At 65.5% G+C, this 19,213-nt stretch carries 17 protein-coding genes and 1 pseudogene; 12 read left to right on the top strand and 6 right to left on the bottom strand.

The annotated features are described in order from the left end of the window. The first annotated feature begins 41 nt into the window (after positions 1–41). Both rplS and ACQ5BL_RS10200 read left to right on the top strand, forming a co-directional pair. Complete coding sequence (rplS, locus tag ACQ5BL_RS10205) at positions 42–392, top strand: 50S ribosomal protein L19 (protein ID WP_009616363.1); 351 nt, start codon at positions 42–44, stop codon at positions 390–392. A gap of 163 nt (positions 393–555) precedes the next feature. Then, a complete protein-coding gene (locus ACQ5BL_RS10200) occupies positions 556–969 on the top strand; it encodes an acyl-CoA thioesterase (protein WP_207888035.1) in 414 nt (137 codons plus the stop codon). Positions 970–1,107: 138 nt separating this feature from the next. On the opposite strand, the gene ACQ5BL_RS10195 is transcribed toward ACQ5BL_RS10200, so the two are convergent. Together ACQ5BL_RS10195 and ACQ5BL_RS10190 are read right to left on the bottom strand one after the other, a co-directional pair. Then, positions 1,108–1,785, bottom strand: coding sequence for a hypothetical protein (locus tag ACQ5BL_RS10195; protein WP_207888034.1), 678 nt, complete (start codon positions 1,783–1,785; stop codon positions 1,108–1,110). A 98-nt stretch (positions 1,786–1,883) separates the two neighbouring features. Continuing rightward, on the bottom strand, positions 1,884–3,728 hold the full coding sequence (locus ACQ5BL_RS10190; protein WP_243806155.1) for a cation:proton antiporter: 1,845 nt from the start codon (positions 3,726–3,728) through the stop codon (positions 1,884–1,886). A 94-nt stretch (positions 3,729–3,822) separates the two neighbouring features. Between ACQ5BL_RS10190 and xerD the strand changes: the two genes are divergently transcribed. The 5 genes from xerD (at position 3,823) to ACQ5BL_RS10165 (ending at position 9,020) form a co-directional block, all read left to right on the top strand. Then, positions 3,823–4,719, top strand: coding sequence for a site-specific tyrosine recombinase XerD (gene xerD / locus ACQ5BL_RS10185; protein ID WP_243806153.1), 897 nt, complete (start codon positions 3,823–3,825; stop codon positions 4,717–4,719). 191 nt (positions 4,720–4,910) lie between these two features. Then, entirely contained in the window at positions 4,911–5,639 is a 729-nt protein-coding gene (locus ACQ5BL_RS10180; protein ID WP_207888032.1) for a DsbC family protein, read from the top strand. A gap of 174 nt (positions 5,640–5,813) precedes the next feature. Next, entirely contained in the window at positions 5,814–7,118 is a 1,305-nt protein-coding gene (locus tag ACQ5BL_RS10175) for a homoserine dehydrogenase (RefSeq protein ID WP_207888031.1), read from the top strand. A gap of 51 nt (positions 7,119–7,169) precedes the next feature. Then, positions 7,170–8,579 (top strand): threonine synthase, encoded by a 1,410-nt coding sequence (thrC, locus tag ACQ5BL_RS10170; protein ID WP_243806152.1) that lies wholly within the window; start codon positions 7,170–7,172, stop codon positions 8,577–8,579. Positions 8,580–8,738: 159 nt separating this feature from the next. Then, positions 8,739–9,020, top strand: coding sequence for a DUF3509 domain-containing protein (locus ACQ5BL_RS10165; protein WP_207888029.1), 282 nt, complete (start codon positions 8,739–8,741; stop codon positions 9,018–9,020). A gap of 1,064 nt (positions 9,021–10,084) precedes the next feature. On the opposite strand, the gene ACQ5BL_RS10160 is transcribed toward ACQ5BL_RS10165, so the two are convergent. Beyond that, complete coding sequence (locus ACQ5BL_RS10160) at positions 10,085–11,284, bottom strand: CaiB/BaiF CoA transferase family protein (RefSeq protein WP_243809184.1); 1,200 nt, start codon at positions 11,282–11,284, stop codon at positions 10,085–10,087. A gap of 258 nt (positions 11,285–11,542) precedes the next feature. On the opposite strand from ACQ5BL_RS10160, the gene ACQ5BL_RS10155 reads away from it, so the two are divergent. From ACQ5BL_RS10155 to ACQ5BL_RS10135, 5 genes are all read left to right on the top strand, one after another. Then, positions 11,543–12,721 (top strand): GGDEF domain-containing protein, encoded by a 1,179-nt coding sequence (locus ACQ5BL_RS10155; protein ID WP_207888027.1) that lies wholly within the window; start codon positions 11,543–11,545, stop codon positions 12,719–12,721. 63 nt (positions 12,722–12,784) lie between these two features. After that, on the top strand, positions 12,785–13,324 hold the full coding sequence (locus ACQ5BL_RS10150) for a YaeQ family protein (protein WP_243809185.1): 540 nt from the start codon (positions 12,785–12,787) through the stop codon (positions 13,322–13,324). Positions 13,325–13,479: 155 nt separating this feature from the next. Beyond that, positions 13,480–15,195 (top strand): single-stranded-DNA-specific exonuclease RecJ, encoded by a 1,716-nt coding sequence (gene recJ / locus ACQ5BL_RS10145; RefSeq protein ID WP_243809215.1) that lies wholly within the window; start codon positions 13,480–13,482, stop codon positions 15,193–15,195. A 502-nt stretch (positions 15,196–15,697) separates the two neighbouring features. After that, positions 15,698–16,804, top strand: coding sequence for an NADH:flavin oxidoreductase/NADH oxidase (locus tag ACQ5BL_RS10140; RefSeq protein ID WP_243809186.1), 1,107 nt, complete (start codon positions 15,698–15,700; stop codon positions 16,802–16,804). A gap of 142 nt (positions 16,805–16,946) precedes the next feature. Continuing rightward, a complete protein-coding gene (locus ACQ5BL_RS10135) occupies positions 16,947–17,276 on the top strand; it encodes a hypothetical protein (RefSeq protein WP_207888024.1) in 330 nt (109 codons plus the stop codon). Positions 17,277–17,346: 70 nt separating this feature from the next. Here the strand turns inward: ACQ5BL_RS10135 and ACQ5BL_RS10130 are convergent, their stop codons facing one another. From ACQ5BL_RS10130 to ACQ5BL_RS10120, 3 genes and pseudogenes are all read right to left on the bottom strand, one after another. After that, entirely contained in the window at positions 17,347–18,177 is an 831-nt protein-coding gene (locus ACQ5BL_RS10130; protein WP_430293136.1) for a PDC sensor domain-containing protein, read from the bottom strand. Between the two features lie 33 nt (positions 18,178–18,210). Beyond that, a pseudogene (locus tag ACQ5BL_RS10125) lies at positions 18,211–18,504 on the bottom strand (methyl-accepting chemotaxis protein); the annotation flags it as partial. A 224-nt stretch (positions 18,505–18,728) separates the two neighbouring features. Further along, on the bottom strand, positions 18,729–19,205 hold the full coding sequence (locus ACQ5BL_RS10120) for an ester cyclase (protein WP_152225216.1): 477 nt from the start codon (positions 19,203–19,205) through the stop codon (positions 18,729–18,731). Positions 19,206–19,213: the final 8 nt, after the last annotated feature.

Here is a 19,213-nt window from a genome sequence, read left to right as displayed (position 1 = left end):
ATCGATGGCGAGCGCCGAGCGCTTGTCTTAGGAGCACTGAAATGACCAACAAGATCATTCAGCAGATCGAAGCTGAACAGATGAACAAAGAGATTCCGGCGTTCGCCCCCGGCGACACCGTAATCGTCCAGGTTAAAGTGAAGGAAGGCGACCGTCAGCGTCTGCAGGCCTTCGAAGGCGTTGTCATCGGCAAGCGTAACCGCGGCCTGAACAGTGCTTTCACCGTTCGCAAGATCTCCAACGGCGTAGGTGTTGAGCGTACCTTCCAGACCTACAGCCCGCTGGTAGACAGCGTTTCCGTCAAGCGTCGCGGCGACGTGCGCAAGGCCAAGCTGTACTACCTCCGCGAACTGTCCGGCAAGGCAGCGCGCATCAAGGAAAAACTGGTCTAAGACCGGTTCTTTCGAAGAAAAAAGCAGCCCACGGGCTGCTTTTTTCTTGCCTGGCGTTTGCCGGCCAACCGGTCCGGTCGCCCCACCTGCCTCCGGCAGCGCATCACAAGTACAACACCCGCAGCACTGGCAGCCACCCCTCATTGCATCAGGTAGCAGTGGCATGAGCCCCCGAGAGCAAGAAATCCTCCGCCGCACGACGTTGGCGGAAACACGCGTGACCAAGGCGATCTTCCCGCCCACCACCAATCACCACAACACCCTGTTCGGCGGCACCGCGCTGGCCTGGATGGACGAGGTCTCCTTCATCGCCGCGACGCGCTTCTGCCGCCTGCCGCTGGTGACGGTTTCCACTGACCGCATCGATTTCAAGCATCCGATCCCTGCCGGCTCCATCGTCGAGCTGATCGGGCGGGTGGTGAAGGTCGGCAACACCAGCCTCAAGGTCGAGGTGGAAGTCTTCGTCGAGAGCATGGCCGCCGACGGTCGCGAGAAGGCCATCCACGGCCTGTTCAGCTTCGTCGCCATCGATGACGAGAAGCGTCCGGTGCCGGTCCTGCCCGGCTTCGAGGCCTGAAACGCAAGAAGGCGCCCATGGGCGCCTTCTTTCATTTGAATTGTAGGAGCGAGCTTGCTCGCGAACAGATTTGCCGGTCACATCGGTGTTGGGCGGTTGACGAGCAAGCTCGCTCCTACAGATATCCATCCATCGGTTTTAGTGGCGCAGGCTGATCTTCAGCGAAGCCTGGGACAGGTCGATGTTCTGCAGGCTCAGGCTGCCCATGCTCTGGGTTTTCGGCGCACCGGCGACGCGGATGTTGTCGAAGCGTACCTCGCCGATGGAGCTGGGCAGGCGCACATTGATCGAGCCATCGGCATTGAGGGTCGAGGAGGCGTGCAGGGTGTCGTACTGCACGTCGCGCATGGAAGTCTCGGCGTCCAGGCTGTCCACCACCGGCAATACCAGTCGCGCGAGCTGCTTGACGGTGCCCACGCCGTCGCCGCTTTCGGCACTGACCAGCAGGCTCTGCAGGGTGTCATCGAATCCCTGGGCGTTGATGTTGCTCATCTCATGGTCGCTGAGCGGCCTCAAGCCCTGGGGTGCCTCGTGTCGGGTGATGCTGGTCGGGGCCTGACGCTGCACATCCGCGCTGGCCAGCTGGAACGGGCTGAGCAGCGCCGCGAGAAGCGTCGCCGCCAGGCGCACGTTATTCTGCTTCTTCAATGCGCGACCGAGCTGGCGCTCGCTGATCCAGCCTTGCTGGATCAGGGTTTCGCCCAGGCGCAGTCCATTGGTGAGCTGGAGCTGGATGGCCTGCTCCAGCTGTCGGGAGGTGATCAGTCCCTTGCAGACCAGGATCTGACCGAGGCGGGAGTTTTGCTGACTGGGCATGACGGTAAGCTTCATGTGCGCAATGATGGCGTGATGCAATCATTGTCTGTCAGACGGATTCTGTCACCCACCTAAAGATAGGCTGACGCGGCCGATTGTCAGGTTATTGCGGCTTGCGTCGTTTCATTTATACCCGCGGTACTTTCCGCGACTTCTTCCACCAGCGAGATCAGCGTCCAGCCGGTGCCGGGTGTCAGCGGCCGCTCGGGACTGGCAACGTGCAGGCGGCCGTTCGGTTCGCGCGCGAACAGCAACAGCGCTCGACTGCCGTGCTGGTCCTGGTATTGCTCCCAGCCGAAGTTGTCGCTGAGCAGCGTCGAGCGGATTTCCGCGCCGCGCGCGATCATTCCGGCCATCTGCGGATAGGTGACATTTATCTGCCCCAGCGGATGGCCGCGATGGCGGTCGCTGACGCGGTGTTTCTCGCTGCGGCGGCTGTCCTGGCTGCTGGGCAGGATGAAGCGCTGCCAGGGGCTGAATTCGTGGCGGAAGCTCATGCACATCAGCGCATTCAGCTCGGCGTTGGGCGACAGCGCCAGCAGGTGTCCCAGGCCGATCAGGTCCAGATGCGCCTCGGCGTGTTGCGAGGCGGGGTTGCCGAAGTAGGTCGGCAGGTTCTCCATGCGCGCGGCACGGGTGTTTTCCCAGCTGGAGTCGGTGAGCAGCACCTTCACCCCGGCGTTCTGCAGGCCAGCGCCGATGGCCCGTGCCACGGAGTTGGCGCCGATGATCAGGAAGCCGGTGGGCGACGGCTCGGCGACCTTCAGCAGCCGGGCCAGCGGACGCGCGGTGGCGCTCTGCAGGACCACGGTGCCGATGATCACCAGGAAGGTGAGGGGGACCAGCACCCCGGCCTGGGCATGGCCGGCTTCCTGCAGGCGGATGGCGAAAATCGCCGAAACCGCTGCGGCGACGATGCCGCGCGGGGCGATCCAGCTCAGCAGGGCACGTTCGCGCCAGTTCAGCGAGGAGCAGGCGGTGGAGATCATCACGCTCAGTGGCCGGGCGACGAACTGGATCAGCGCCAGCACCAGCAGCGCCACCGGTCCCAGGCCGAGCAGTGCCGCCAGGTCCAGGCGTGCGGCGAGCAGCACGAACAGGCCGGAGATCAGCAGCACGCTGAGGTTCTCCTTGAAGTGCAGGATCTGCCGCACGTCGACGCCCTGCATGTTGGCCAGGCGCAGGCCCATCACGGTCACCGCGAGCAGCCCGGACTCCGACATCACCGTGTTCGACAGCACGAAGACGCCCAGTACCACGGACAGCGACGCCAGGTTGTGCAGGTAATCGGGCAGCCAGTGGCGGCGCAGGGCGACCCCCAGTGCCTGACCGCCGGCGAGGCCGAAGGCAATGCCGCAGCCGACGACGCTGAAAAAGGCTTTCAGGCTCTGCATCCAGCCCAGGTCGTTGCCGCTGGCGGCGATGAAGCTGTACACCACCAGTGCCAGCAGGGCGCCGATGGGGTCGATGACGATGCCTTCCCAGCGCAGGATGTTGGCGATGGTGGCGTTGGGGCGCACCACCCGCAGCATCGGCACGATCACCGTGGGGCCGGTGACCAGCGTGAGGGTGCCGAACAGCAGGGCCATCTCCCAGGTGAAGTCCAGCAGGTAATGGGTCGCCACGGCGATCACGCCCCAGGTGACGAGTGCGCCGATGCTGACCAGTCGACGGACGACGGTGCCGATTTCCTTCCATTCGTCGAGGTGCAGGGTCAGGCTGCCTTCGAACAGCACCAGCGCCACCGCCAGCGACACCAGCGGGAACAGCAGCGGGCCGAACAGGTGCTCCGGCGTCAGCAGGTGCAGGACGGGCCCTACCAGGATGCCGCTCAGCAGCAGGAACAGGATCGCCGGCAGGCGCAGGCGCCAGGCCAGCCACTGGCTGAGGAGGGCTGCGATGCCAATGCCGGCGAAGGCGTAGTACGTGCTGTGTTCGTCCATGATGGAGCCAGGGTCCTTGCGCGGTTGACGGTGGAGTTGCGGGGGGAGGCTGTGGAAGACTAGTCCGACGCTTTTTCTATCGATATAGCCTGACATGATGCCGGTTTCACATTCACTGATCGACCGTTTCCTCGACGCCCTCTGGTTGGAAAAGGGCCTTTCCGACAACACCCGCAGCGCCTATGGCAGCGACCTGGCGTTGTTCAACGGCTGGCTCGACGAGCGCGGGGTAGCGCTGGAGGCGGCGGGGCGCGAGGTGATCCTCGATCACCTGGCCTGGCGCCTCGGCGAGGGTTACAAGGCGCGCTCCACGGCACGCTTCCTGTCCGGGCTGCGGGGCTTCTACCGCTACTGCCTGCGCGAAGGGCTGATCGACGAGGACCCGACGCTGCTGGTGGAGCTGCCGCAACTGGGCAAGCCGCTGCCCAAGTCGCTCTCCGAAGCCGATGTCGAAGCGCTGCTGGCGGCGCCGGAGACCGACGATCCCCTCGGCCTGCGCGACCGCACCATGCTGGAGGTGCTTTACGCCTGCGGGCTGCGGGTCAGCGAACTGGTCGGGCTAACCCTGGAGCAGGTCAACCTGCGCCAGGGCGTGGTGCGCGTCATGGGCAAGGGCAGCAAGGAGCGGTTGGTGCCGCTGGGCGAGGAAGCCATCCTGTGGATCGAGCGCTATCTGCGGGAGGCGCGCGCGGACCTGCTGGGCGGGCGCCCCAGCGACGTGCTGTTCCCCAGCCTGCGCGGCGAGCAGATGACCCGCCAGACTTTCTGGCACCGCATCAAGCTGCACGCGAAAGTCGCCTGCATCGGCAAGAGCCTGTCGCCGCACACCTTGCGCCATGCGTTCGCCACTCATCTGCTCAATCACGGCGCCGATCTGCGGGTGGTGCAGATGCTGCTGGGGCACAGTGATCTTTCCACCACGCAGATCTATACCCATATTGCACGCGCGCGATTGCAGGATCTGCACGCGCAACACCACCCACGGGGGTGATCCGGACGTTGTAGGAGCGAGCTTGCTCGCGAACCGCACGGCACCGGAACCGCCGGCGAAATGCGTTCGCGAGCAAGCTCGCTCCTACAGGTCAAGGCTGGTATTCCCACGGAAGCTTCCCGCTACAGCCTGCGGCTCGGCCTGACCCGTCGGGTGTGATAGTCTTCGCCGACCGACATCAGGAGTTTTCCATGCGTTTGTCCCGACTTCTGGCTGCCGCGGCCCTTGGCCTCGCCAGCACCCTTGCCCTGGCCGCCGAGCCGGACCAGGCCATCCGTGCCACCCTGCAGTCCCTGCAGCCTGACCTGCCCATCGAGGCCATCGCCAAGAGCCCCCTCGAAGGCATCTACGAGGTGCAGCTCAAGGGCGGCCGCGTGCTCTATGCCAGCGCCGACGGTCAGTTCGTCGTCCAGGGCAACATCTACCAGGTGAAGGACGGCAAGCCGACCAACCTGACCGAAGTCGCCGAAAGCGCGGGCGTGGCCAAGACCATCAACGGCATTCCGACCGCCGACATGGTGGTCTTCCCGGCCAAGGGCGAGACCAAGGCGCACATCACCGTCTTCACCGACACCACCTGCCCGTACTGCCAGAAGCTGCACGCCGAAGTGCCGGATCTGCAGAAGCGCGGCATCGAAGTGCGTTACCTGGCCTTCCCGCGCCAGGGCCCGAACTCGCCGGGCGATGCGCAACTGCAGGCGGTCTGGTGCTCCAAGGACCGTCAGGCGGCGATGACCGACATGTTCCACGAGAAGGAAGTGAAGGCCGCCAAGTGCGACAACCCGGTGAACAAGCAGCTGGAACTGGGCCAGATGGTCGGTGTGCAGGGCACCCCGGCGATCATCCTGGCCAACGGCCAGATGCTGCCGGGCTACCAGCCGGCCGGCCAGATCGCCAAGCTGGCCCTGGAAGCCAAGTAAGCCGCGGGCTGCGCTTTGATTGACTAATAAAGAACCGCTTCGTAATGTGCGGTTCCTTTCGACAATGAACCGGGCTCAGGTCCGGTTCGATCCTGGTGCCTGCCCACCGTGCCCGCCTCGTTGCGGGCACGCTGCGTCAGGCACTGTGCTGCTGTAATCATGGGGAGTTTCAGCGTGAATCCGGTGAAAGTGGGAATCTGTGGGTTGGGGACCGTCGGTGGCGGTACCTTCAATGTACTCAAACGCAACGCCGAGGAGATTGCCCGCCGTGCCGGGCGTGGTATCGAGGTTGCGCAGATTGCCGCCCGTCGCCCCAATCCGAAATGTGATACCGGCAGTACCCCCATTACTGCCGACATCTTCGACGTGGCGAACAACCCGGAAATCGACGTGGTCATCGAGCTGATCGGCGGCTACACCCTGGCCCACGAGCTGGTGCTCAAGGCCATCGAGAACGGCAAGCACGTGGTCACCGCGAACAAGGCGCTGATCGCCGTGCACGGCAACGAAATCTTCGCCAAGGCCCGCGAGAAGGGCGTTATCGTCGCCTTCGAAGCCGCCGTGGCCGGTGGCATCCCGGTGATCAAGGCGATCCGCGAGGGCCTGGCCGCCAACCGCATCAACTGGCTGGCCGGCATCATCAACGGCACCGGCAACTTCATCCTCACCGAAATGCGCGAGAAAGGCCGCGCCTTTGCCGACGTGCTCAAGGAAGCCCAGGCGCTGGGCTACGCCGAAGCCGATCCGACCTTCGACGTGGAAGGCATCGACGCCGCGCACAAGCTGACCATCCTGGCGTCCATCGCCTTCGGCATCCCGCTGCAGTTCGACAAGGCCTACACCGAAGGCATCACCCAGCTGACCACCGCCGACGTGAACTACGCCGAGGCCCTGGGCTACCGCATCAAGCACCTGGGCGTCGCCCGCCGTACCGACAGCGGTATCGAGCTGCGCGTGCACCCGACCCTGATCCCGGCCGACCGCCTGATCGCCAACGTGAACGGCGTGATGAACGCCGTCATGGTCAACGGCGACGCCGCCGGTTCCACGCTGTTCTACGGCGCTGGCGCCGGCATGGAGCCCACCGCTTCCTCGGTGGTCGCCGACCTGGTGGACGTGGTTCGCGCCATGACCGCCGACCCGGAGAACCGCGTACCGCACCTGGCCTTCCAGCCGGACTCGCTCTCCGACCACCCGATCCTGCCGATCGACGCCTGCGAAAGCGCTTACTACCTGCGCATCCAGGCCAAGGACCATCCGGGCGTACTGGCCCAGGTGGCGACCATCCTCTCCGAGCGCGGCATCAACATCGAATCGATCATGCAGATGGAAGTCGAAGAGCATGACGGTCTGGTGCCGATGATTCTGGTTACCCACCGCGTGCTCGAGTCCCGCATCATCGAAGCCATCGCCGCGCTGGAAGCGCTGGATGACGTCGTCGGCAATGTCGTACGCATCCGCGTCGAACAATTGAACTGAATCGAACGCGGCGACGCTTGCGCGCCGCCGCCAGACCGAAGGTTTCACACCATGCGTTACATCAGTACCCGCGGCCAGGCGCCCGCGCTGAACTTCGAAGACGTGCTGCTGGCAGGTCTTGCCAGCGACGGCGGCCTCTACGTGCCGGAAAACCTGCCGCGCTTCACCGTCGAAGAGATCGCCTCCTGGGCCGGCCTGCCGTACCACGAGCTGGCCTTCCGCGTGATGCGCCCGTTCGTAGCCGGCAGCATCGCCGACGCCGATTTCAAGAAGATCCTCGAAGAAACCTACGGCGTCTTCGCCCACAACGCCGTGGCGCCGCTGCGCCAGCTGAACGGCAACGAGTGGGTGCTGGAGCTGTTCCACGGCCCGACCCTGGCCTTCAAGGACTTCGCCCTGCAGCTGCTCGGCCGCCTGCTCGACCACGTGCTGACCAAGCGCGGCGAGCGTGTGGTGATCATGGGCGCCACCTCCGGCGACACCGGCTCGGCCGCCATCGAAGGCTGCAAGGCCTGCGAGAACGTCGACATCTTCATCATGCACCCGCACAACCGTGTGTCCGAGGTGCAGCGCCGTCAGATGACCACCATCCTCGGCGAGAACATCCATAACATCGCCATCGAAGGCAACTTCGACGACTGCCAGGAGATGGTCAAGGCCAGCTTCGCCGACCAGGGCTTCCTGAAAGGCACCCGTCTGGTGGCGGTGAACTCGATCAACTGGGCGCGGATCATGGCCCAGATCGTCTACTACTTCCACGCCGCCCTGCAGCTCGGCGCACCGGCCCGCTCCGTGGCCTTCTCGGTGCCCACCGGCAACTTCGGCGACATCTTCGCCGGCTACCTGGCGCGCAACATGGGCCTGCCGGTCAGCCAGCTGATCGTCGCGACCAACCGCAACGACATCCTGCACCGCTTCATGTCCGGCAACCGCTACGACAAGGACACCCTGCACGCGTCGCTGTCGCCGTCCATGGACATCATGGTTTCGTCCAACTTCGAGCGCCTGCTGTTCGACCTGCACGGCCGCAACGGCAAGGCTGTCGCCGAGCTGATGGACGCCTTCAAGGCCACCGGCAAGCTGGCCGTCGAGGACGACCGCTGGACCGAGGCCCGCCGCCTGTTCGACTCCCTGGCGGTGAGCGACGAAGAGACCTGCGAGACCATCGCCCAGGTCTACGCCGAGTGTGGCGAGCTGCTGGACCCGCACACCGCCATCGGCGTGCGTGCGGCCCGCTCCTGCCGCCGCAGCCTGGCCGTACCCATGGTCACCCTGGGTACCGCGCATCCGGTCAAGTTCCCGGAAGCGGTGGAGAAGGCTGGCATCGAGGCGGTTCCGGCTCTGCCGGCGCACCTGGCCGACCTGTTCCAGCGCGACGAGCGTTGCACCGTCCTGCCGAATGAACTGGCCAAGGTCCAGGCCTTCGTCAGCGCCCACGGCAACCGTGGCAAGCCGCTCTGATCCGTGACGGATCGATGAAAAAGCCCGCCTTCATGGCGGGCTTTTTCTTGGGACGATGCTCAGGGTTTTATGGACCAGTGGTAATAAGCGGGACGAACTTAATCGCCGGCCGTGATGTCTTCTCTTCAGGTTTTTCATTTCGCAACAAGGAGATATGACATGGACCGGCTAAGCGTGCTGCTGACCGAGACCTTCGCTCCCTACACTCCGGCACTGGGTTTGGCACGCCCTGATGGCGGCCGCATCCTCACCCTGACCAACGACGAAGGCGAGGTCGTTTTGCGCCGCGTGCTCGATGGTGTGCAACTGGCGGACGAGCATCAGTGCGAGGAAGCGATCCAGTCGGTTCGCCGCGATCTGCTGATCCAGGAAGGGCGGATGGAGGACGATGTCATCGTCGCCTTGCGGCAGCGGGCGCAGGTGCTCAGCTACGGGACGTGATTTTTCCTGGCTTGTGCAAGACAACACGCCGCCCCCAGGGGCGGCGTTTGTGTTATTGGCGACTGATCGCGGGCATGGCCTTGCTCTCGTAGGAGCGGAGCTTCTCCGCGATGCTCTTCTTGTTTGGGCGTTTCTGCGCCGCTTCGGCGTGTGCTGAGAGATCTTGTTTCGCCCCCTCGGGCGAGTCCCTTTTGTCAAACGACACAAAAGGAACCAAAAGGTCTTGCCCCATCATCCGGGTCCCGCTTCGCGGGACTCCCCTCGCTCCATCGGAGTTTCAGGGGCACGCCGCGAAGGGCCATCCTTGGCCCATCGCGGCTCTCGCGGCATCCATGCCGCTCAACCCCTGAAACTCCGATTCCACTCGGCCTCCTGAAGGGGCGCTCCGATGCGTGCGGATATTTCGCTGGAAGTCTTTAAGAGCCGGAGACGTAGCCAGAGCGGAGCTGCGCTCCCGTAGGAGCGGATCTTATCCGCGAAATCCATCGCGGATGGCTCGTCTCGTACAGGGAATGCCAATGCATCGCACCTACGTAGGAGCGGACTCTGTCCGCGATGCTTGTGTAGGGCGAATAACGCGCAGCGTTATCCGCCATGATGGGTATCGCTTCGCTCCACGCCATCCTACGAAGAGCAATCCAGCATGAAGCAGCCAAGGTATCAGGCGCGTGCAGTGTCCCGTCAGGAGGCCGAGTGGAGGTATTGCGCAGAGGGGCGAGCGGCATGGATGCCGCGAGAGGCGTAAAGGGCAGGGACGGCCCTTGTACGCCGACCCTCGGAGCGATACCGGAGCGAGGGAAACGGAGCGCAGCGAAGTAACAGCCGAAGGCTGGCCCGTAGGGTGAGCGAAGCGAATCAGTCCGGCGAAGCCGGGGCCGGATGTCGGGACGAGACTTTTGGTTACTTTGCGTCGTTTGGCAAAGTGACTCGCCCGAGGGGGCGAAACAAAATCTCTCAGCACACGCCGAAGCGGCGCAGAAACACCCAGCCCAAAAGCATCGCGGACAAAGTCCGCTCCTACGAAAGCCGTGTTCCCCGACGGAATGGCCGTAACGGCGTACGCCTTACACCGCCCCCTGCTGCCGCATCGCCGCAATAGCCGCCGCGTCATACCCCAGCCCACCCAGCACCTCATCGGTATGCTCGCCCAGCTCCGGACCGATCCAGTCCGCCGAGCCGGGCGTCTCGGACAGCTTGGGCACAATGCCCGGCATGCGGAACGGCTTGCCGTCCGGCAGCCTGGCCGAGAGGAACATCTCGCGGGCGAGGAACTGCGGGTCGGCGAACATGTCCTCGGCGGAGTAGATGCGGCTGGCCGGCACCTCGGCTTCGCCCAGCACCTTCAGTACGCTGTCCAGTGTCTCCGAGCGCGCCCAGCGATCGATCACGCCGTACAGCTCGTCGCGGCGCTGATCGCGTCCGGCGTTGTCCGCCAGCTGCGGATCTTCCGCCAGGTCGGTGCGGCCGATGGCGAGCATGAAGCGGCGGAAGATCGCGTCGCCATTGGCGGCGATCTGCACGTGCTTGCCATCCGCGGTGGTGTGCACGGAGGAGGGGGTGATGCCGGGCATGATGTTGCCGCTGCGCTCGCGGATGAAGCCGAACACGTCGAACTCCGGCACCATCGATTCCATCATGGCGAACACCGCTTCATACAACGCCACGTCCACCACCTGCCCCTGGCCGCCGTTGACCTCGCGGTGGCGCAGCGCCATGAGGGCGCCGATCACACCCCACAGCGCGGCAATGGAGTCGCCGATGGAGATGCCGGTGCGCACTGGCGGGCGGTCCTCGAAGCCGGTGATGTAGCGCAGTCCGCCCATGGACTCGCCCACCGCGCCGAAGCCCGGCTGGTCCTTGTAGGGACCGCTCTGGCCGAAGCCGGACAGGCGCACCATCACCAGCTTCGGATTCAGCGCGTGGATCACGTCCCAGCCCAGGCCGAGCTTCTCCAGCACGCCGGGGCGGAAGTTCTCGATCAGGATGTCGGCTTCGGACAGCAGCTTCTTCAGCACTTCGCGCCCGGCCTCGTGCTTGAGGTTCAGGGTCAGCGAGCGCTTGTTGCGGGCCTGCACGAACCACCACAGCGAGGTGCCTTCGTAGAGCTTGCGCCACTTGCGCAGCGGGTCGCCGCCGTCGGGCGATTCGACCTTGATCACCTCGGCGCCGAATTCCGCGCACAGGCGCGAGGCGAAGGGACCGGCGATCAGTGTGCCCAGTTCGATCACTTTGAGGCCGGCGAGGGGTTTGGCGGTGGTGTTCATCGGTCGATCCGTTCGGCAGGTGGTCGGCGGACTTTACCGCCCACGCGGGCGTTCGAACAGGCCGCCGGGCCGGCTGCCCACCATCGGCGCTTTGCGCCGGCGATGGGCGCGCGTAGAGTAACCCTATCCAAGGACATTTCTGTCAGCTCGTCCGACACTGGACAGGTCACCCCCGATGCGCGCGCTTCCGTCATTCCACGTCCCCGGCCGTCCGGCGCTCCCTTCGGGATGCGTGCAGGCGGATGGCAAGGGGGTGGCATGGTCCTGAGCCTGCCGACGCTGGTCGTGGTCGATCTCTATGTGCTCACCCTGGTCGGGGTGCTGATGGCGTTCGCCTGGCACAGCGGCCGTCGCGAGCCGACGCTGGGCTACATGAGCGCGATGCTCCTGCTTGGCGCCCTGGGTACCTTCCTTGGCACCTTGCGGGGAATGGGCATCGACCTGGTACCGATCCTGCTGGGTAACGTCATTCTGCACATCTGCGCGGCGATGAACTGGACGTCCATGCGGGTGTTCACCGGGCGTCGACCGCACTGGCCGCTGATCGGCGCCGGTGCGGCCCTCTGGGCGATGCTGTGCCTCTGGCCGGCGTTCTACGAGTCGCTGGCGGCGCGGGTACTGGTCAGTACCTCGATCACCATTGCCTATTGCCTGGCCTCCATCAGCGAGCTGCTGCGCAGCCGCCGCAAGCTGGAGGTGGAGCTGCGCCCGATCCTGGCGCTGATGCTGTTCCACGGCGGCTTCTACACGGTGCGCCTGCTGGTCGACCGTGGGATGCCGTTCGAGAGCGCCAACAACAATGGCCAGGGCAGCACCTTCTTCACCCTGCTGGTATTCGAGACCATGCTTTACGCCATCGGCATCGCCTTCGCGACCCTGGCGATGGTCAAGGAGCGCGCCGAACTGGGATTCCGCAGCGCCGCGCTGAGCGACCCGCTGACCGGCGCCGGCAATCGCCGGGCCTTCATGGATTCCGGCGAGCGCGCCTTGCGCCTGTGCGCCGAACGCGGCGAGCAGGCCTCGCTGCTGCTCTGCGACCTGGACAACTTCAAGCGCCTCAACGACTCCTTCGGCCACCCTGCCGGTGACCGGGTACTGGTGGAGTTCAGCCGCATCACCGCCTCGCGGATGCGCAAGCAGGACCTGTTCGCACGCATCGGCGGGGAAGAGTTCGCCTGCCTGCTGGTGTCCGCCGACACCGAGGGCGCCTGCCAGGTGGCTGAGCGGGTACGCCGCGAATTCGCCGAACTGCCATTCATGGCCGAAGGGCAGCTCAGCGTGAGCATCGGCATCGCCACCACCCGTGAGGCCGGGCACGACCTGACGCGCCTGCTGGCGCTGGCCGACCAGGCGCTCTACGCCGCCAAGGCCAAGGGCCGCAACCGCATCGAACTGGCTGCCCCGGAACCGGGAACCGACCGACGTACCCGTGGTTGATGAACCCCCGGCCGGTGCTTTCGCGGTAGACTTGCCGCCTTCGAAAATTCGCCGGGAATCCCCATGGCCCTGTCCGCCACGCCCTACAAAGCCGATATCAGCCTGACCGACCTCGACCGTGGGGTCTACGAGACCCTGCGCTTCACCGTCGCCCGCCACCCCTCGGAAACCGAGGAGCGCCTGGCGGTACGCCTGCTCGCCTACGTCATCTGGTACAACGAGCAACTGGCCTTCGGTCGCGGCCTGTCGGACGTGGAAGAGCCTTCGCTCTGGGAAAAGAGCCTGGATGATCGCGTCCTGCACTGGATCGAAGTCGGCCAGCCCGACGCCGAGCGCCTGACCTGGTGCTCGCGCCGCTGCGAGAAGCTGACCCTGGTCGCCTACGGCAACCTGCGCGTGTGGACCACCAAGGTGCTCGACAGCGTGCGCCACCTGAAGAACCTCAACGTCGTCGCCATGCCCCAGGAGCCGCTGGAGGAAATCTCCCGCGACCTGCCGCGCTCGATCAACTGGACCGTGATGATCAGCGAAGGGACCATCTTCGTCACCGACGAGCGTGGCCAGCACGAACTCCAGGTTGAATGGCTGATGGGCGAACGCTGATCGCGTTAGCTGCGCGTCGGCCCGGCAGCGTTGCGAACAGGCGTGGGCCTGCTCATTTACTGAAGTAAACTCCGCGTCCCCCGCCTGTTCGCGCCTTGCCGTGCTCTAGCTCGCAAGGCGCGAGAGCAAGCAGAAAAGGAATGATCGAAACACCCATGCGCATCGAATCCCGCCCCCTCCCGCAAAACCTGCCCGATCTGGGCGACCTGCCGCCTCTGCTGACCCGCCTCTACGCCGCCCGTGGCGTGCAGAGTGCCGCCGAGCTGGACAAGGGGCTGGCGCGGCTGATCCCGTACCAGCAGCTCAAGGGCGTGGACGCGTCGGTGGAGTTGCTGGTCGATGCGCTGGAGAAGGGCCAGCGGATTCTCTATGTGGGCGACTTCGACGCCGACGGCGCCACCGCCAGCAGTGTCGGCGTGCTGGCGCTGCGCATGCTCGGCGCGGCCTGGGTCGATTACCTGGTGCCCAACCGCTTCGAATACGGTTACGGCCTGACTCCCGAAATCGTCGCCGTGGCGCTGGAGAAGCGCCCGGATCTGCTGGTGACCGTGGACAACGGCATCTCCAGCATAGACGGTGTCGCCGCCGCCAAGGCCGCCGGCCTGCGCGTGCTGGTCACTGACCATCACCTGCCGGGGCCGGAACTGCCCGCCGCTGATGCCATCGTCAACCCGAACCAGCCCGGCTGCGACTTCCCCAGCAAGGCCATGGCCGGCGTCGGCGTGATCTTCTACGTGATGCTCGCCCTGCGCGCCCGCCTGCGCGAGCGCGGCTGGTTCACTGCGCGCGGTATCGCCGAGCCGAACCTCGCGGAACTGCTCGACCTGGTGGCCTTGGGCAGCGTCGCCGACGTGGTGCCGCTGGATGCCAACAACCGCATCCTGGTCCACCAGGGCCTCGCGCGCATCCGCGCCGGCCGCGCCCGTCCGGGTCTGCGTGCGCTGCTGGAAGTGGCCGGGCGCGATTGCCGGCGGATCACCTCCACGGACCTCGGCTTCATCCTCGGCCCGCGCCTGAACGCCGCTGGCCGCCTGGACGACATGTCCCTGGGCATCGAGCTGTTGCTCTGCGAGGACGAAAGCGTCGCCCGCGACATGGCCGCGCAGCTCGACGGCCTCAATCAGGACCGCAAGGCCATCGAGCAAGGCATGCAGCGCGAGGCGCTGGCCCAGCTCAAGGAACTGCCGGTGGAGGAGATGCCCTTCGGCCTGTGCCTGTTCGACCCCGAATGGCACCAGGGCGTGATCGGCATCCTCGCCTCGCGCCTGAAGGAGCGTTACCACCGCCCGACCATCGCCTTCGCCGATGCCGGCGATGGCACGCTCAAGGGTTCGGCGCGTTCGGTGCAGGGCTTCCATATCCGCGATGCGCTGGACGCCGTGGCCGCGCGCCATCCGGGGCTGATCAGCAAGTTCGGCGGCCATGCCATGGCGGCCGGCCTGTCGCTGCCGCAGGAAAACTTCGGCGCCTTCGCCGCTGCGTTCGATGCCGAGGTGCGCCGTCAGCTGGATGAGGAAGACCTCACCGGCCGCCTGCTCTCCGACGGGCAACTGGGCGCCGAGGAGTTCCACCTGGAGCTGGCCCGGGCCCTGCGCCAGGCCGGTCCCTGGGGGCAGCATTTCCCCGAGCCGCTGTTCCACGGCGTGTTCCAGATCGTCCAGCAGCGTGTGGTCGGCGAACGTCACCTCAAGCTGGTGCTCAAGACCGAATGCGGCTCGCTGCAACTGGACGCCATCGCCTTCAACATCGACCGCGAAATCTGGCCCAACCCCACCGTGCGCTGGGCGGAAGTGGCCTACAAGCTGGACGTCAACGAGTTCCGCGGCAACGAAAGCGTGCAACTGATGGTGGCGCATATCGCGCCGCGCTGAGCCTTTCGTAGGAGCGAGCTTGCTCGCGAACGGGCTCGCCGGTTGTTTCGTCGTTCGGGCGGGTTCGTGAGCAAGCTCGCTCCTACAGGGTATTGCTGTGAAGGTGGGGTATGGGTAGGAGCGGACTTCGTCCGCGATAGGCCCGCATCGCGCCGGACACCATCGCGGACAGAGTCCGCTCCTACGCTCATGGGAACGCCGCGGCTGATCTGTAGGAGCGCCCCTCCGTCCGCGATTGTTTTCCGCCGGCACGTTCTCCATCTGGTCGGCGGCTATCGCGGATAAGTCCGCACCTACGCGAGCCCCGGCGCCGGAGCCGACTTGTAGGAGCGGGCCATGCCCGCGACCGCGCGCCTGGCGCGCTCCTGCATGGAGCTCCAGCGTTTGAGTCCTGCTGCAGGTGTCCCGGCTGCGGGGTCGCCACCGATCATCTGGACCTATCCTTAGGCGAACCCGGTCTACAGTTGTAGTACAAGAACTGAAGACCACAGGGAGTTTCGCCATGAGCCAGTTGTTCGAGCCCTTGACCCTACGCCAGCTGACCCTGTCCAACCGCATCGCCGTCTCACCCATGTGCCAGTACTCCGCCCAGGACGGCCTGGCCAACGATTGGCACTTGGTTCACCTGGGCAGCCGTGCCGTGGGGGGCGCGGGCCTGGTGATAGTCGAAGCCACCGCCGTCGCCCCGGAAGGTCGGATCAGTGCCGAGGATCTGGGCATCTGGAACGACGAACAGATCGAGCCGCTACGCCGTATCACCCGCTTCCTGGAATCCCAAGGCGCGGTGGCCGGCGTGCAGCTGGCCCATGCCGGGCGCAAGGCCAGCACCTGGGCGCCCTGGCTGGGCAAGCACGGTTCGGTGCCGATCAGCGAAGGCGGCTGGACGCCGGTGGCGCCCTCGGCCATCGCCTTCGATCCGCAGCACACTGTGCCCATCGCCCTGAGCGAAGAGCAGATGGCGACTATCAAGCAGCAGTTCGTGCAGGGGGCCGAGCGTGCCCTGGCCGCCGGCTTCAAGATCGTCGAGGTGCATGCGGCCCACGGCTACCTGCTGCATCAGTTCCTCTCGCCGCTGTCCAACCAGCGCCGCGACCAGTACGGCACCTGCTTCGAGAACCGCATCCGCTTCCTCCTGGAAGTCACCGAGGCGGTGCGCGCCGTATGGCCGCAGGAGTTGCCGCTGTTCGTCCGCCTGTCCGCCACCGACTGGGTGGAAGACGGCTGGAACCCCGACGAGACCGTGGAACTGGCGCGCCGCTTGAAGGACCTGGGCGTGGACCTGATCGACGTCTCCTCCGGCGGCACCGCGGTGAATGCCGAGATTCCGGTGGGGCCGGGCTACCAGACGCAGTTCTCCGAGCGCGTGCGCAAGGAGGCCGGGGTGGCCAGCGGCACCGTCGGCATGATCACCGAGCCGGTGCAGGCCGAGCACATCCTGCGCACCGGCCAGGCCGACTTGATCCTGCTGGCCCGCGAGCTGCTGCGCGACCCGTACTGGCCGCTGCACGCCGCCGATGAGCTGGGTGGCCAGCCGGTGCCGTGGCCGGCGCAATACCTGCGCGCAGCCCAGCGTGGAACGCCCAAGCGCAAAGCGTTCGGGCAGGTCTGATACTGCTGGGGCGGGTCATGCGGGGCTGGCTCGCATGACCCGGTCACGAGAATTAAAATGTGATTTCTGTCACGAACCGATATTCGGGTGCTAGGCTTGCCCGTGCTCGCGCAAGGACTGCGCAACCCCCACCGGAGCCAGCATGGACGCACCTGCAACACCCGCCGTCATACCGCAATCCGAAATCGCCCTGCTGGCGAATATCCTTGCGCTCGCGACCCGCAACATGAGCAACCTCAGCGCTCTGATCACCCAGTTGTCGGTGGAGCTCGGCCACAGCCCGGACCCGCACCTGCAGCGCGTGGGGCAGCGGGTGCTGGCGGATGTGGACGTGCTGTCGAAGTCGCTGGATACCCAATGGGAGCTGATCGGCGCCCTGGCGCGCTACTGTCCGCTGCTGGCGCGCACGCCGCTGGTGAAGCCGACGCTGGTGACGGAAATCCATATCACCGAGTTGCCCGATCGGACGTGATCCGATCTCCCCTGTAGGAGCGGGCCATGCCCGCGATCGCGCGCATGGCGCGCACCTACACGTTCGTCGCTCAGTCGCCGGCCTGCGCCAACTCGAAACTCATCATCAACGCCCAGGGTGCATCGCTGTCGCCCACGCGAATCGGTTGCAGCAGTTCCACCCGTCGTCCCTTCACCTGCTCCCAGGGCTTGCCCTGGGCGATGGCATTGCGCGCATCCTGCGGCAGTTCGCTGGCCTTGTCGCCCAGGCGACGGGCGTCGGGATGGGTGACGTAGACGCCGGCGTTGGAGATCAGCGTGTACTGGCCGTTGCCCATGGGTGTCAGCTTGCCGAGGTTTTCCTGCAGCTGGTGCAGGGTGTAGTCGGCGCCGAGGATGCCGAGGAAACGACCATTGGCGTACATGGGCGACATGAACGAGGTCATCAGCACGGTGCTGCCGCCGACGCTGTATTCGTAGGGCTCCATGAACACGTCGCGGCCCTTGTCGCGGGGGATCTGGTACCAGTCGCCGCTGCCATCGGCCTTGTCGTAGCCAACCAGGCATTCGCGCTGGGCCACGCCGCTGCCGCGGTGCCAGTAGGCCATGAGACGGCCGCTGGCGTCGTGTCCGGGCGCGTTGGCGAACTCGCTGTCGCGGCCATCGAAAGCGTTGGGCTCGCAGCCGCAGGCGAAGGCCAGCAGCTCGGGGTTGCGGGTCAGGTATTCGTGCATCACCGCGTCGATCTGCTCGCGTTGCGGGCCGAGGTTGCGGGTCTTCATGCCGATCAGGAAGTTTTTCAGGCCGTAGAGCGCGGTGGCCATCATGGCGAAGCGTGCTTCCAGGCGCTGGGTTTCGCTGGCCAGCACGACGCGGGCGGTGTCCAGCAGGCTGGAGTGCTCGGCCTGTTCGACGTCGGCCAGGGCCTTGGCGCTTTCGTTCTTGATCGAGGCGACGACGTTGCCGATGTCGGCGGTGGCGTTGGCCGACTGGGTGGCCAGGCGGCGCACCTCGTCGGCGACCACCGCGAAGCCGCGCCCGCTTTCCCCGGCGCGGGCGGCTTCGATGGCGGCGTTGAGGGCTACCAGGTTGGTGTTCTTGGCGATCTGCTTGATGACTTCGGAGACCTTGCTGATCTCGGTCCAGCGCACGTTGAGGTCGGCGATCAATTGCTTGACCTGGTCGATGGTGGAGCGGGTGCTGGAGCTGTCCTCGGCCTTGGCGGGCCGTTTTTCGAGTGTGGTTGGCATGGCTTGCGACTGCTGTGACGGATGAGGGCAGATGGGGAGGCGAGGGTTTGTCTTCTTGTTATGTCAGCCGCGCCCGGAGGCGCGGCTGGAAACACAAAGGTCGGATCGACGCGTAGGAGCGGATTCATCCGCGATGGTCTCCAGCGGCGGCGGACCGATCGCGGACGGAGTCCGCTCCTACGAAAGCTGTACGACCGGCCAGCGCGCAGCCGGTCGCAATCTGTTTACCAACCCAACTGCTTGTGCAGGCCCAGGGCGTCGTAGTAGTCGCCCTGGTAGACGATCTTGCCGTTCTTCACCTTCACGTAGCTCACGCCGTCGAACGACAGCGGCTTGTTGGTGGCCGGGGTCTGGGCGTCCCAGGCGCCGGTGTTGGTGCCGCTGAAGGTCCACTGGAAGGCGATGCCGTCCTTGTCGACGATCGGCTTGCCGTTCATCTTCCATTTCAGGTCCGGCACGGCCCCCACGAACACCTTGATCACATTGTCGCGCGCGGCTTCGCGGCCTTTCTGCGGGGTGCCGACGGTGACGTCGAAGTACTCCGCATCCTTGGCCAGGTAGCTCGCGGCCTTCTCGGCGTCGTGGGCGTTCCACGCGGCCATGTACGCATCGACGATCTGCTTGGGCGACTCTGCTGCCTGTACGAGGCCGGCAAAGGTGAACAGCGACAGCAGGTAAAACGCTCTGACGAGGTGACGCATGCTTGCCT

Source organism: Pseudomonas sp. B1-22 (assembly GCF_050474425.1).
Classification (GTDB): Bacteria; Pseudomonadota; Gammaproteobacteria; order Pseudomonadales; family Pseudomonadaceae; genus Pseudomonas.
Note: the sequence above shows the minus strand (reverse complement) of the source record. Positions and strands in the feature narration are given on the sequence as shown.

Excerpts from the sequence above, each read along its gene's own strand:
- ACQ5BL_RS10120 (WP_152225216.1), bottom strand. The coding sequence starts at position 19,205 with ATGCGTCACCTCGTCAGAGCGTTTTACCTGCTGTCGCTGTTCACCTTT.
- ACQ5BL_RS10180 (WP_207888032.1), top strand. The coding sequence starts at position 4,911 with ATGCGTTTGTCCCGACTTCTGGCTGCCGCGGCCCTTGGCCTCGCCAGC.
- ACQ5BL_RS10190 (WP_243806155.1), bottom strand. The coding sequence starts at position 3,728 with ATGGACGAACACAGCACGTACTACGCCTTCGCCGGCATTGGCATCGCA.
- ACQ5BL_RS10155 (WP_207888027.1), top strand. The coding sequence starts at position 11,543 with ATGGTCCTGAGCCTGCCGACGCTGGTCGTGGTCGATCTCTATGTGCTC.
- ACQ5BL_RS10165 (WP_207888029.1), top strand. The coding sequence starts at position 8,739 with ATGGACCGGCTAAGCGTGCTGCTGACCGAGACCTTCGCTCCCTACACT.
- ACQ5BL_RS10195 (WP_207888034.1), bottom strand. The coding sequence starts at position 1,785 with ATGCCCAGTCAGCAAAACTCCCGCCTCGGTCAGATCCTGGTCTGCAAG.
- xerD (WP_243806153.1), top strand. The coding sequence starts at position 3,823 with ATGATGCCGGTTTCACATTCACTGATCGACCGTTTCCTCGACGCCCTC.
- ACQ5BL_RS10160 (WP_243809184.1), bottom strand. The coding sequence starts at position 11,284 with ATGAACACCACCGCCAAACCCCTCGCCGGCCTCAAAGTGATCGAACTG.
- ACQ5BL_RS10200 (WP_207888035.1), top strand. The coding sequence starts at position 556 with ATGAGCCCCCGAGAGCAAGAAATCCTCCGCCGCACGACGTTGGCGGAA.
- ACQ5BL_RS10135 (WP_207888024.1), top strand. The coding sequence starts at position 16,947 with ATGGACGCACCTGCAACACCCGCCGTCATACCGCAATCCGAAATCGCC.
- recJ (WP_243809215.1), top strand. The coding sequence starts at position 13,480 with ATGCGCATCGAATCCCGCCCCCTCCCGCAAAACCTGCCCGATCTGGGC.
- ACQ5BL_RS10150 (WP_243809185.1), top strand. The coding sequence starts at position 12,785 with ATGGCCCTGTCCGCCACGCCCTACAAAGCCGATATCAGCCTGACCGAC.
- ACQ5BL_RS10140 (WP_243809186.1), top strand. The coding sequence starts at position 15,698 with ATGAGCCAGTTGTTCGAGCCCTTGACCCTACGCCAGCTGACCCTGTCC.
- rplS (WP_009616363.1), top strand. The coding sequence starts at position 42 with ATGACCAACAAGATCATTCAGCAGATCGAAGCTGAACAGATGAACAAA.
- thrC (WP_243806152.1), top strand. The coding sequence starts at position 7,170 with ATGCGTTACATCAGTACCCGCGGCCAGGCGCCCGCGCTGAACTTCGAA.